The 12,542-nt window shown below is 60.7% G+C and carries 14 protein-coding genes; 9 read left to right on the top strand and 5 right to left on the bottom strand.

The genetic code is table 11. From position 1 onward, the window contains the following. The first annotated feature begins 80 nt into the window (after window positions 1–80). Window positions 81–818, top strand: a complete 738-nt coding sequence (locus GA0061100_RS13605) for a L,D-transpeptidase (protein WP_342195459.1) — start codon at window positions 81–83, stop codon at window positions 816–818. A 307-nt stretch (window positions 819–1,125) separates the two neighbouring features. Here GA0061100_RS13605 and GA0061100_RS34850 read toward each other — a convergent pair whose 3' ends face one another. Further along, window positions 1,126–1,302 (bottom strand): hypothetical protein, encoded by a 177-nt coding sequence (locus GA0061100_RS34850; protein WP_167459824.1) that lies wholly within the window; start codon window positions 1,300–1,302, stop codon window positions 1,126–1,128. Window positions 1,303–1,596: 294 nt separating this feature from the next. Between GA0061100_RS34850 and GA0061100_RS13600 the strand changes: the two genes are divergently transcribed. The 6 genes from GA0061100_RS13600 to GA0061100_RS13575 all read left to right on the top strand — a co-directional run bounded on the left by GA0061100_RS13600 (window position 1,597) and on the right by GA0061100_RS13575 (window position 7,683). Next, window positions 1,597–1,995 carry a hypothetical protein gene (locus GA0061100_RS13600; protein WP_075853206.1) on the top strand — a complete coding sequence of 133 codons (399 nt, stop codon included), beginning with the start codon at window positions 1,597–1,599 and terminating at the stop codon, window positions 1,993–1,995. Window positions 1,996–2,192: 197 nt separating this feature from the next. Further along, the gene (locus GA0061100_RS13595; RefSeq protein ID WP_075853205.1) at window positions 2,193–2,882 is read left to right on the top strand and encodes a GntR family transcriptional regulator; all 690 of its coding nucleotides are present in this window, start codon (window positions 2,193–2,195) and stop codon (window positions 2,880–2,882) included. A gap of 67 nt (window positions 2,883–2,949) precedes the next feature. After that, window positions 2,950–4,464, top strand: coding sequence for a putative N-acetylmannosamine-6-phosphate 2-epimerase (locus tag GA0061100_RS13590; protein WP_075853204.1), 1,515 nt, complete (start codon window positions 2,950–2,952; stop codon window positions 4,462–4,464). Window positions 4,465–4,511: 47 nt separating this feature from the next. Beyond that, window positions 4,512–5,837: an extracellular solute-binding protein gene (locus tag GA0061100_RS13585; RefSeq protein ID WP_075853203.1), complete on the top strand. Its 1,326-nt coding sequence runs from the start codon at window positions 4,512–4,514 to the stop codon at window positions 5,835–5,837. A gap of 156 nt (window positions 5,838–5,993) precedes the next feature. After that, entirely contained in the window at window positions 5,994–6,860 is an 867-nt protein-coding gene (locus GA0061100_RS13580; protein ID WP_075853202.1) for a carbohydrate ABC transporter permease, read from the top strand. Between the two features lies 1 nt (window position 6,861). After that, a complete protein-coding gene (locus GA0061100_RS13575; RefSeq protein ID WP_075853201.1) occupies window positions 6,862–7,683 on the top strand; it encodes a carbohydrate ABC transporter permease in 822 nt (273 codons plus the stop codon). An 84-nt stretch (window positions 7,684–7,767) separates the two neighbouring features. On the opposite strand, the gene GA0061100_RS13570 is transcribed toward GA0061100_RS13575, so the two are convergent. From GA0061100_RS13570 to GA0061100_RS13555, 4 genes are read right to left on the bottom strand one after another with little or no spacing between them, the layout of a single operon-like run. After that, window positions 7,768–8,754 (bottom strand): branched-chain amino acid ABC transporter permease, encoded by a 987-nt coding sequence (locus GA0061100_RS13570; RefSeq protein WP_075853200.1) that lies wholly within the window; start codon window positions 8,752–8,754, stop codon window positions 7,768–7,770. After that, window positions 8,751–9,659 carry a branched-chain amino acid ABC transporter permease gene (locus GA0061100_RS13565; RefSeq protein ID WP_075853199.1) on the bottom strand — a complete coding sequence of 303 codons (909 nt, stop codon included), beginning with the start codon at window positions 9,657–9,659 and terminating at the stop codon, window positions 8,751–8,753. Before GA0061100_RS13565 ends, GA0061100_RS13570 begins: the two co-directional genes overlap by 4 nt. Next, window positions 9,656–10,405 (bottom strand): ABC transporter ATP-binding protein, encoded by a 750-nt coding sequence (locus tag GA0061100_RS13560; RefSeq protein ID WP_075853198.1) that lies wholly within the window; start codon window positions 10,403–10,405, stop codon window positions 9,656–9,658. The genes GA0061100_RS13565 and GA0061100_RS13560 overlap by 4 nt, the downstream gene beginning before the upstream one ends. Next, a complete protein-coding gene (locus tag GA0061100_RS13555; protein ID WP_075853197.1) occupies window positions 10,402–11,199 on the bottom strand; it encodes an ABC transporter ATP-binding protein in 798 nt (265 codons plus the stop codon). Before GA0061100_RS13555 ends, GA0061100_RS13560 begins: the two co-directional genes overlap by 4 nt. A 122-nt stretch (window positions 11,200–11,321) precedes the next feature. Here GA0061100_RS13555 and GA0061100_RS13550 point away from each other — a divergent pair, with 122 nt between their 5' ends. Both GA0061100_RS13550 and GA0061100_RS13545 read left to right on the top strand, forming a co-directional pair. After that, entirely contained in the window at window positions 11,322–12,056 is a 735-nt protein-coding gene (locus GA0061100_RS13550) for a GntR family transcriptional regulator (protein WP_143525426.1), read from the top strand. Continuing rightward, window positions 12,053–12,541, top strand: coding sequence for a DUF3830 family protein (locus GA0061100_RS13545; protein WP_075853196.1), 489 nt, complete (start codon window positions 12,053–12,055; stop codon window positions 12,539–12,541). The genes GA0061100_RS13550 and GA0061100_RS13545 overlap by 4 nt, the downstream gene beginning before the upstream one ends. Window position 12,542: the final 1 nt, after the last annotated feature.

Below are 12,542 nucleotides of genomic sequence, written 5' to 3'. Positions count from 1 at the left end.
AATCCGATGCGTTCTTCGGGAAGTATGGTTATCACATGAAGACTACGAAATTTGTTCTTTTGCCCGCTCTGGCTTTACTGATGGCAAGCACTGCTGCGCATGCGCAGGAATGGAGATATCTGCCGGATTACGGCGATGACCTGGACGGCGGCTATGTTGCTCCACGCTATTTGCGAGAGGCGCCGCCACGCTATCGCGACGATCCGCATCTCGACGATGGCTATTACTATCGGGGTGACCCCTATAACTATAACGACGATGAAGACGGCGATTTCCCGCCAGCTCCTCGTCCGCGGCGGCAGGCTTCGATCGATCGGAATGCGGTGTCTCCCCAGTTCAGTCCGGGCCTCAAGGATGACAAGCGGGCCAGTCTGGCGCAGTCGCCGATCCCGCGTACGGTCGTGCGCTTCTCTGGCTACGACCCCGGCACCATCGTCATCTCCACCAAGGAAAAGCGCCTCTATCTCGTGCTCGACGACGGAACTGCCCTCAAATACGGCATCGGTGTCGGCAAGCAAGGTTTCTCCTGGAAGGGCACGGAGACGATCAGCCGCAAGGCGGAGTGGCCCGGTTGGACGCCGCCCAAGGAAATGATCGCTCGCCGCCCAGAATTGCCTGACCACATGGAGGGTGGCCTCAATAACCCCCTCGGAGCAAGAGCGCTCTATCTCGGTTCCACCCTCTATCGCATCCACGGCACCAACGAGCCGAACTCGATCGGCAAGGCGGTGTCTTCCGGCTGCATCCGCATGGCAAATCCGGATGTCATGGATCTCTATGGCCGGGTCGGCGTGGGAACAAAGGTCGTCGTGCTCTGATCGCAGCCAGGGCTGCCGGGCAGGGCCGAAAGCAGTCATCATTTGACTGAGAGAAATCGCGGTGACCGGGTTCTAAACTGCTGGCCTCTCAATTTGCGTCATGGCGGAAACGACCACGCCGAGAGAGGAGCAGGTGACAAGATCATTCAGCGCCATGTCCGCCGCAGCTCCGCTACGCGCGAAGCCATTCGCCTGCTGAATGAGGCCTGCCAACATGGGCAGGCCAGATCGAAAGAGCACTATAAATGAACAAAGCGTCGTAAAACTTCCCGTGAAACAGCGCTTTGTTTCATGCAAAGATCACAGCCTAACCATCTGCAATCTTGAATTCATTGGCACTATCCATTGAACGGGAGACATCAGCTTGGGAAGCTTCTGCTCCGTTGAAGAATTCCTGCAGGAGACGCGATATGCGCTCTGGCGATGTACCCTTGGCATATTCTTCCTGCATCCGGCGTCTGACTAGCATTTCCAAGACTGACATGTCTTTCACCTCATAATTCCGGCGCGAGGCAAATGTCGCTCTCAATGGCGCGGGAGGCAAGTTACAGTTTTTTCATGGTCTTGATGGCCTGGCGACAAGACTTCTGGCCTTTTGCCGCCACCTCATGCCGGAGACGGTGCTGACCGAAGCGTGATCGATCTTTCGCTTGCCAAATGGCGACGCATCGTAGATTTGAAAGCGGCCAATCGGTCGGTTGTTTGCGCTTCGTTAACCTGCGTGCTTTAGCGGGCCACACCCCGACTATTGGATGATGTCGCCTGCAAGGAATGAATAATGCCCATAAAGAAAAGCTCTGCCTCTGACGTTTTCCAGCGCAAGATCTCGGATTTTTGCGATATGCGGCTCAAGCCGCTGCTTCAGCCGCGTAGCTTCGAGAATATCAAAGGCTTCATGATCGGCCTGATCGTTTTCCAGTCGCGTCCCCCTCTTCGGGCAGGACGTGTGGATTTCCAGGAAATTGCCTCGCTCTGCGGCATGGATGAGGAAATGAGCCCGGAATTCAAGCGGGCTGCCCAGCCCGGCTTCGACGCGATTCTTCGCTGGCTGGGAGCTGCGAAGGCCAATACGGCCCGCATTTCACCTGCCGTCTCTCCCGTCGTCGCGAAGGCCCCTCTGCGGGTTCCCGGCAAAGCCATGCCGGCACAGACCGAACGTCGTGCTCTAGCCTCCTAATACGAACTGCATACCGGCCCGTATCAGCGGACCGGTATGCCCTTTGTCCGCCTCGACAGATCGCAAAAACCTGTACAGTATAATACCAGTTCTCGAACGAGACGAGATTTTCGTCATCGTGCCATCAAAGGAAGTTTGCCTTGGCAACTGATATTATCGAACTGGTGAGGAAAGAGCTGGCTTCCGGCGCTCAGGGGATGCCGCTCTACAAACAACTCAAGAGCGCGATCGAAGCGGCCATTCGCAGCCATGCCTTCAAATCCGGCTCGGTATTGCCGGGCGAGCGATCGCTTGCCGAAACCCTCTCCCTGTCGCGCGTCACAGTTCGAAAAGCACTCGCCATGCTGGAAGAGGAAGGCATGTTGAGCCGACGGCAGGGCGCGCGCAGCGAGATCGGCTCCCGCGTCGAAAAATCCCTTTCCACCCTTACCAGTTTCTCCGAGGACCTGCGTGCCCGTGGAATGGAACCGGGTTGCGTCTGGATTTCCAAGCAGTTAACCCGCCCTTCGCCGACCGAAATGATGGCGCTCGGCATCTCCGCCAATGCGCAGGTCCTGCGAATGCGTCGGGTGCGGACGGCCGACGGCGCCCCGATCGCCGTCGAACATGCCGCCGTGCCGGTACGCTTCCTCCCCTCACCTTCGCTTGTCGGCGATTCCCTCTACGAAGCGCTTGCCGAGCGCGGCGTCCTTCCAAGGCGTGCCGTTCAGCGCATGCGGGCGCGTGCCGCCACGCCAGAAGATGCGCAGCATCTGCGCTGCGAGCCTGGCGCGCCAATTCTGACGACCGAACGGCGGTGTTTTCTCGCCGATGGAGAGATCGTCGAATATTGCGAGACTCGCTACAAGGGCGAGGTCTATGACTTCGTTTTCGAACTGCAAAGGTAATACCAGTTTAAAACCGGTTGCTTTCTGGTGATCATTCTCTATCGTTGCGCTCCAAAAGGGGTGCGGAATGCGCAAGGAAGATCTCAATCTGAGCCTCATCGTCTCATGCCAGCCCGTTCCGGGCGGGGCGATGGATGAGGCTATTTTCGTCAGCGGCTTTGCGCGTGCTGCGCTGGCCGCCGGCGCCCGGGCGCTCCGCATCGAGTCGGCAGCCTATGTCGCAGCCGTCAGGGCGGCCGTCGACGCGCCGATCATCGGTATCATCAAGCGTGACCTTGATGACAGCCCGGTGCGCATCACCCCCTTTATCGCCGACGTCGAGGCGTTGGCTGATGCCGGCGCCGACATCATCGCCTTCGACGCCACTGACCGGCCGCGGCCGGCAACGATCGAGGCGCTGCTTGCCGCCATCAAGGCGCGCGGTCTCTTGTCCATGGCCGATTGCTCATGCCTGGAGGATGCGAAACGCGCGCTCGGCGCCGGCGTCGACTTCGTCGGCACCACCATGTCAGGCTATGTCGGTGGCCCCGAGCCTGTCGAGCCGGATATCGCACTGATTGCCGCCATGCGGGAGCTCACGCCCCATGTGATCGCGGAGGGACGCATCCGCACCCCCGAACACGCGGCGGATGCCGTGCGGGCCGGCGCCGGCGCCGTCGTCGTCGGCTCCGCGATCACGCGGACCGAGCACGTCACATCCTGGTTCGACGCTGCCGTTTCGGCAGCGTTCTCCGAGCGTGATGGCGCAACGCTCGCAATCGATATCGGCGGCACGAAGACCCTCGCGGCGTTGGTTCGGGGCGCGCAAGTGCTTGGGAAAACGACCATCGCAACCCGCCGCGAGGCAGGTCCAGACGCCTGGCTTGCAGCCATTGCAGAGCACACAAAGTCCTGGATCGGCCAATACGGACGTGTTGGCATCGCCGCAACCGGCTTTATAGACGACGGGCGCTGGTCGGCGCTCAATCCCGCAACGCTTGCAATCCCGGACGGCTACCCGCTGGTGGCGCAGGCCAGCAAGCTTTTCGGCAAACCGTCTTTCGCCTTCAACGATGCTCAGGCAGCAGCCTGGGGCGAACACAGGTTCGGCGCCGGCGCCAACGAGGATACCGTCTTCCTGACCATATCGACAGGGATCGGCGGTGGCGTCGTGGTCAATGGGCGGCCGCTATTGGGTGTAGCCGGCCATTTCGGCCTGCTCCGTGGACCGACGCACGGCCAGTCGCCACTGGAGGACGTCGTTTCAGGTCGATGGATGGCGGCCGAAGCCGCCCGCGCCGGGCATCCAGCCGAAGCCCCCGAGATCTTTCGAAAGGCGCGCGAGGGCACCGGCTGGGCCGAGGCGATCGTCACGCAGTCCGCATCGCGCGTCGCACTTCTATGCCGTGACATCCAGATGATGTTTGCACCGAAACGCATCGTCATCGGCGGCGGCATAGGTCTGGCGGCCGGCTATCTCGAAGCCATCGGCGTGCAGCTTGCCGGGCTTCCGTCGCATTTGGCGCCGCGCCTGGTTGCCGCAAGCCTCGGTCCCCATGCCGGCATCATCGGCGCGGCAGACCTTGCCGGACGCCATCGATAAACAGACCTGCCTAGCCCGACCAATAATGATAAGGAAAGGGAACAGAAATGAAATTCAAGCACATATCGTCCGCAATGCTCGCCCTGATGCTATCTGCCACCGCGCTGCCGGGGCTGGCAAACGCGAAGGTCGTCGTCCTCGGCTGGCCGGGAGGTTCGGAGGAAACGGCGCTGCGGGCCACCGCCGATCTCTACAACAAGACGGCCTCTGACGCCGACAGGGTCGAGCTCCTGTTTTTCAACCGTGACGGCTTTTTCGACAAGCTGCAGGCCGACATGGCGGCCGGCTCCAATGCCTTCGACGTCAACCTGGTCGCAACCTATTCGATCGGGCGTTACGCACCCTATATGGAGCCGATCGAGCTCAGTGCCGATGCCTCGAAGGTATTCGGCGATGCGGTGCTGAAGACGATGCAGTTCGACGGCAAGCAATATGGCGTGCCGACAGACCTGTCGCTGCATTTCATGTACTACCGCAAGGATCTCGTCGACGCGCTCATTGCCAATCCCGATGCAAAAGCCAAATATGCCGAGATCGCCAAGAAATATCTCGGCAAGGAGATGGCACCCAAGCAGCCCGATGACTGGACCTGGGACGACTGGGCGGCGACCTCGCTCTATTTCAGCAAACAGGTCAATCGCCAGAGCCCGGTTCGCTATGGCACCGTGTTGCAGATGAAGAACCTTCTCTTCAACATGATGGTGTTCCAATCCCTGCCGCGCTCCTATGGCGGCGACTGGATGGATGCCAGTGGCAACGTCACGATCGACTCGGATGCCTATAAGACAGCATTGAAGCTCTACAAGACGCTTTACGACGCCGGCGCCTCGCCGAAGGATTCGCTGAGCTACGAATATGCCGAAACCAATGCCGCCTTCAGCTCTGGGCAGGCAGCAACCGCCCTGCAATGGAACGCCGCGGCGGCCGAACTCACCGATGCGAAGAAGTCCCCCGCCGTCGCAGATGTCACCGGCATCGTTGCGCCACCGGCCGGGCCGAATGGGCGCACCGACCACATTCACGGCCTAGGCCTTGGCCTGAACAAGAACGCGCAGAACAAGGAGGGTGCGATCAAGTTCCTCAAGTGGCTGTCCTCCGAGGATGCGGCCCTTGCCTATGCGCGCGCCGGCGGCTCGCCTGCCCTGACGCCGGATGTCGTCGCCAAGGTGGCCAAGGAGCGTCCCGATCTCGTGAAACTCGGCGAGTTCGCCAGCAAGTACGGCTATGTCATGACCGGCGCCACCTCCGCCAAGGCACTTTCGGTCTACGAGCTGCAGGCCAAGGAGTTCACCGGCTATTGGTCCGGCCAGCAGAGCCTTGAGGATGCGCTTGCCCATACCAAGGCAGGCATGCAGGATCTTTTGAAGAAATAAGGACAAGGGCCGGGTGCCGGCTTTGGAGCAATTCCAGGAAAAGTGTATTGCGGTTTTCCGTCCGAAATTGCGTAAAAACAGAAGAATAGAGCCTTTTCGCGATTCGACGAAAAGCGAAAAGGCTCTGACGGCATCCGGCCACTGCGATCGAACCCCATGGCTCTTGTAAAACGCGCCGAAGGCAGGCTCTACCTGGCACCGCTTGTCGGGTTTCTGCTGCTGTTTCTTGGCTTTCCCGCTCTTCTCAATCTTCTTTATTCCGTCTCGACCGTTTCGTTCGAGACCTTGCGCAGCCCTGAGATCAGCGGCTTTGGTAACTATGTCGCGGCACTGACGGATGGGGCCTTCTGGCAATCGGTCTGGTTCTCCTTCCGCTTTGGCATTATCACGGCTATCTCGGAGTGCCTGCTCGGCCTTTTCCTGGCGATCTTTCTCAAGCCGCTGCTGTCGGCGCGGCCGGTCCTGATGGCGCCGTTGATGCTGCCATTGATGGTCGCGCCCGCCATGGTCGGTCTGATGTACCGCCTCGTGCTGCATGAATTCGCCGGACCCGTGCCCTATTATCTTTTCGAGTGGTTCGGAGACAGCCCGGCCTTCCTCGACTATAACAACGCCTTTCGCACGCTCGTCGTCGTCGAAGTCCTGCAATGGACGCCGTTTGCCTTTCTGCTCTTTTACGTCGCCTATATCGCCATTCCCGAAGATGTACGCGAGGCGGCCGCTCTGGATGGCGCAACCGGCTTTCAGCGGCTATGGCGCATCGAACTGCCCCTGATGCTGCCAACGCTGACCGTCGCCTTCTTCATCCGCTTCATCGACGGTTTCCGCGTGTTCGACAATATCTATGCTCTCACCGGCAGCGGCGCAGGCGGATCGACGACATCGCTATCGATCTACATCTATCAGGCCTTTTTCAAGGAAGGCGCCATCGGCAAGGCAGTTGCAGCCTCCGTCGTGCTGTTCATCACATCGCTGCTGGTTCTCTACGGCCTGAACTGGCTGGGTACGAGAAGGAAGAAATGAGATGCTGAAGCCTCTGCGCTGGATCGTCTACGGCATCGTGGTCCTGGCCACGAACTTCCCGATCCTCGTCACCCTTATCACTTCGTTCAAGACAACGCGCGAGATTTCCAGCAACCCCGGCCTGTGGATCGAGCAACCGACCTTCGACAACTATTTGAAGGTGCTGACAGAAACCGAGCGCTTCAACATTTTCCTCTATCTCGCAAACAGCACGGTGGTAGCGCTCATTGGCACGCTGCTGGCGATCCTGCTCTCCTTCCCGGCCGCCTATGTGATCGCCCGCAGCGAAACCGGGCAGAAGATCCTGCTTCCGCTCGTCATCAACCTTCGGGCTGTGCCGCTGGTTGTCTTCGCGATCCCGCTTTACATGATGTATCAGTGGCTCGGTCTCCTCGACACACGGATCGGCCTCGGGCTCATCCTGACGATCGTCAACATTCCGCTGGCGCTGGTCATGCTGGTCAATGCCATATCCGACATACCAATCGAACTCGACGAGGCCGCCACGGTCGACGGGGCAAGCGTTTTCCAGATCATGATCAGCGTCATTCGTCCGGTGATCCGCCCCGCGCTCGTCACCACCTTCATCTTCGGCTTCATCACAGCCTGGAACGAATTCCTGTTCGGATTGATGCTGACGACCAACCGCGCCGTGCCGATGACGGTCGGCGCCTCGTTCTTCTTTGCGGCCAGCGGCGGCGGCGTGCAATGGGGTCTGGCATCCGCCGTCATGATCCTCGGCGCTCTGCCGCCGGCTCTCCTTGGCCTCATAATGTATCGACAGCTATCCGGCTCGATGACTGCAGGTGCAGTTAAAGGCTAGGGTCCGCAGGTCCTGCCGCCGGCGACGCTGCCGGGATCCGCTCTTTGAAGACATAGACGATGTTGGAGCAATATCGACGCTGTCCTATGAAGCGGCGCTGCCCTCATCTGCGACCGGCTTCGGTTGCTGCGCGACCGCCGGCCGACGCTTCGGCATGTCGCCGAACAGGCCGCCGGGGCGCACCAACAGAATGATGCAGAGCATGACGCCGATCGCGACGATCTGCAGCGAGGCGGCGCGTGCCTGCTGCTCCGGCGAAAACAGGATGCTCGTCAGCGCACCTGATCCGGCCCATATCCCCCAGACGAGAATGCTGCCGATAACAGCTCCCTTGTTGCTTCCCGAACCACCGACGATCAGCATGACCCAGACCTGGAAGGTCAGGATCGGAAGATAGTTGTCAGGAGCGATGAAACCGATGAAATGCGCCTGTATGGCACCGGCAAGCCCCATGATGCCGCCGCCGACTGCGAAGGCCTGCACACGGTAGAAACGAGCACTCTTGCCGAGCGAAATGGCAGCGCGCTCGTCCTCGCGCAGCGCCTTGAGGACACGCCCCCAGGGGCTTTTCGCCAGATGCTCGAGCGCAAAATAGACGATCAGCATCATGACGACGACGACGCCGAGATTGGCAAGATTGAAGAGCAGAGGCGTTTCAGCAAGGCTGGAGAAAGGGCGGGGAATGAAGCCGATGCCGAAGGGACCGCCAGTCAGCTTCTGCGCGTTCAGCGCCACAAGCTGAACGACCACGGCAACGCCGAAGGTGGTGATCGCCAGATAGTCCGATTTCAGCCGGAGCGTCGCAATGCCGATGATCGCCGCAGCGAGACCGGCGATGACCATGGCCCCGAGCCAGCCGACAAGGATCGGCAGATCGAACCCGCCGAATCGCCCGGCTGTATCCGGCGTCGTCAGCAGGGCCGAGGTATAGGCGCCGATGGCGACGAAGCCGGCCAGCCCGACATTGAAGAGGCCGGTCAGGCCCCATTGCAGGTTCAGCCCAAGCGTGATGAAGGAAAAAATCAGCGCCGTGGTCAGGAAGAAAGCGCCATAGCCAACAATATCCATCATCGCTCTCTTACTCCGAAAAGGCCGATCGGCCGGATGAACAAGACGGCCATCAGGATGATGAAGGAGATGGCGGCGCGCCATTCCGCACCGACAAGCTGAACTGCCGCCGCCTCAGCAAGACCGATGATCAAGCCGCCGAGAACCGCGCCCGGCACGCTGCCGATACCGCCGAGAATGGCGGCGGCAAACATCGGCAACAGCATATCGAAGCCCATCAGCGGACGGATTTGCACGAGAATGCCGATCATGACGCCGGCGACGCAGGCCAGCCCCCCGCCGATCAGCCAGGTGACACGGACGACCCCGGCGACATCGATGCCGACGACGCGGGCAAGGGCCGGGTTCTGGCTGAGCGCCTGCATGGAGCGACCCGTCTGCGTTCTGGTCATCAGTATATGCACGCCAAAGACCAGAAGCGCGGTGACGATCAGAAGGGCAATCTGATCGGGCGTGATGCGAATGCCGAAACCGATGGGCATGGCGATCTGGATCGCGCGGCTGAAATAGGTCGGGCGCGAGGTGAAGAGGAATTCGAGCAGGCTGCGCAGCGCCATGGAAGCGCCGAAGCTTGCCATGACGACGATGATCGACTGTCCCTTGGTGCGCAGTCTCGCAAACAGCACCTTATCGAGCGCAAGGGCAAGGACGCCAGTAAAGCCCATTGCCACGATCACCGCCACGATCAGCGGCCAGCCGAAGGAGAGCGGGCCAATGGGTGCAACCTTACCGAAGACCGCGCCGATGGCGCTGACAACCGCAAGCGTCGCATAGGTGCCCCACGCCATGAAATCGCCGTGGGCGAAATTCGAAAAGCGCAGGATCGAGTAGGTCAGCGTCACGCCGATAGCGCCAAGGCCGATCATCGAGCCTGTCAGCAATCCGTCAACGATAAATTGCAGGTTCATGCCGCGCCTCCCTTTACTGACGGTGCCGGTCGCTGGCCAAGATAAAGTTCGGCAACGACAGGATCGTTCCAGAGCTCCGAGGCAACGCCTTCGTGTCTGTCCTTACCCTCGACAAGAACATAGGCGCGGTCGCCAATGGCAAGCGCTGCCCTGGCATTCTGCTCGACCAGCAGAATGGTGACACCGGATTTGCGGATTTCGGTCAGCATGTCGAAGACCATCGAGACGAACTTCGGCGAGAGGCCCGCCGAAGGCTCATCCAGCACGAGAAGCTTTGGATGAACGATAAGGGCACGCGCAACCGCCAGCATCTGCCGTTGCCCTCCCGAGAGATTGCCGGCCGCGATGCGACGATGGCGGGCAAGATCCGGAAAGATCGCATACATTTCTTCGATACGAACAGGCACGTCCTTCGGCTTCAGAATACCGCCGGCCACCTTCAAATTGTCTTCGACGGACATCAGCGGAAAGACATTTTCCGTCTGTGGCACGAAGGCAAGGCCAAGCCGCACCATCGTGTGCGCGGGCGCACCCGTGATATCCCTGCCGGCCAGCTCCACCGTACCGCTCTCGACCGGAACGAGGCCCGCAATGGCCTTGATGAAACTCGATTTGCCGGCACCATTGGGACCGAGAACGACGACGATTTCCTTCTCCGCCACCGTAATCGAAGCTCCGCGAACGATTGGAACTCCCGGCTCGTAACCGGCAACGAGGTTGCGAACGCTCAAGACCGCTTCACTCATGCCGCGCCTCCCAGATAGGCTTCGATGACGCGCGGATCGCGGGCAACCTCCTCCGGCGTTCCCTCGCAAAGAAGCTGGCCACTCGCCATGACGAGTACGCGGTGACACAAGCGCGTCACCATATCGATATTGTGCTCGATCAGGAGAAAGGTGACGCCGCGCTGATTGATATCGCGGATGCGGTCGATGATCGTTTCCAGAAGCGTCGCGTTGACGCCGGCCGCCGGCTCATCGAGCAGGATGAGGGCAGGATCGGCCATCATGACGCGGGCAAGCTCCAGAAGCTTGCGCTGACCACCGGATAGGACGCGTGCCGGTTCATGCGCCAGGCGCGTCAGATGAACGAGCTCGAGCAGGTCCATCGCCTTGGCATGGGCAGCCTTCTCCTGCGCGGCGACTTTCCACGGCCGCAGGAAATTCGACAGCAGCCGCTCGCCCGCCTGATCCTGGGCAGCCAGCATCACATTGTCGAGAAGCGTCAGATTGGGAAAAGGCCGCGGGATCTGAAAAGTGCGGCCAAGGCCGCGACCGATGCGACGATGAGCCGCCTCGCCCGCCACCGCAGCGCCGTTCAGTACGATCTCGCCGCTGCTTGGCGCAACGCTGCCGGCGAGAAGATCGAACATCGTCGTCTTGCCGGCGCCGTTCGGGCCGATCAAACCGAGGATCTCGCCCTGGCGCACCTCGAAGGAAACGTCGTTGACGGCCACAAGGCCGCCGAAACGCCGCATCACGTTTCTTGCCGTCAGAACAGGCCGGGCTTCCTCCCCATGCCGTTCAGTTGTCGTACTCATGAGATCCCTCTGGCCGGAAAGCGTTCGCTGCCGCTTCCCTGATTATTTGATTTGTGATCACACTTGCATTGATCACGCTAATCAGCTTTAATCCTCTTCGCAAGCCGAAAAAGGGATTTCGAATGCAAAAGGCCACCGCCGAAAAGAGCGATCCGATTGCCGCACAGCTTGCGCCAGTGGGGCGAGAAACCGTTCAAGACAGAGTCTATCTGGAGCTGCGCCGTGCGCTGATCGGCGGCCTTTTCGAGCCGAGCCAGGTGCTGACGATCCGCGGCCTTGCCGACGCGCTGATGACCAGCACCATGCCGGTGCGCGAGGCTCTCGGTCGATTGATCACCGAGAAAGCGCTGGAAGCCCTCCCCAATCGATCCGTTCGCGTACCGCCGATCACGCTGGAGCGCATGGATGATCTTCTGCGCGCCCGTATCCTCATCGAGGGCGAGGCGATCGCGCTTGCGGCAACCCGCATGACGCCGCGCCAGATAGCGACCATCGAAAGCATGCTCGGCGAATGGGACGAGATGCGCGCGCTGAAGCACAAGAAGGACGTCGACCGCGAGGTGACGCTCAACCAGGCCTTTCACTTCGAGATTTATCGTGCCTGCGGCTCCGCCGTCCTGATCCCGATGATCGAAAGCCTGTGGCTGCAGTCCGGCCCCTGTATCCGCGTCGCCATCTATGCCTTCTCGGATGCCGGCGAGATCGATACGGCCCATTATCACCGCACGATCGTCAAGGCGATCGCCGCGCAGGATGCAAAAGAAGCCCGCGATGCGCTGGTCGCAGACATCAGCCGGCCATTCACCTTCCTGCGCAACAAACTGGAAGCCGAAGCCAAGAAGGGCCAATCCGCATGAGCCAGCGCGCCATCAAGATCACCGAACCCCGCTCCGGCCTCAGCGCCCTCGCGCCGCTGCTGGAGACGAAGGCGCCCGACAATGCCGTCTTTTTCTGGCATTACCTCAGCGAACCGCGCGTCGTCGGCGGTATTCATGCCATGTGGACCGGGCCGGAAATTTCCTGCCCAATCCCGCCGGCGCATCTGAAAGGTGCGTCCTACGCGAACGCCCTGCCCGCCGAGAATGCAACACTGACGCCGCAGCCCGGCGATATCGTGCTCAGCTATGTGCCGCCGCGCATGTGGGGCGGCAATGCCGATGCAATCTTCGATATCGGACTGTTCTATGGACCCGGCGCTCGCCTGCTCTTCCCGATCGGCTGGCTTGCCGGCAGTGTTGTCGCACAGGTGCGCGCGGAAGAACGCGAGCGGTTCGCTGCGGCCTGCGGCGTCATCCGCCGCAACGGCGCCTGTGACGTCACCTTCGAGCGTGCGGAGATCTGAC

The sequence above is a fragment of the Martinezella hainanensis genome (genome assembly GCF_900094555.1).
GTDB classification, from domain to species: domain Bacteria; phylum Pseudomonadota; class Alphaproteobacteria; order Rhizobiales; family Rhizobiaceae; genus Rhizobium; species Rhizobium hainanense.
The sequence above is the reverse complement of the archived record's forward strand: the minus strand, read 5'-3'. Positions and strand labels throughout refer to the sequence as shown.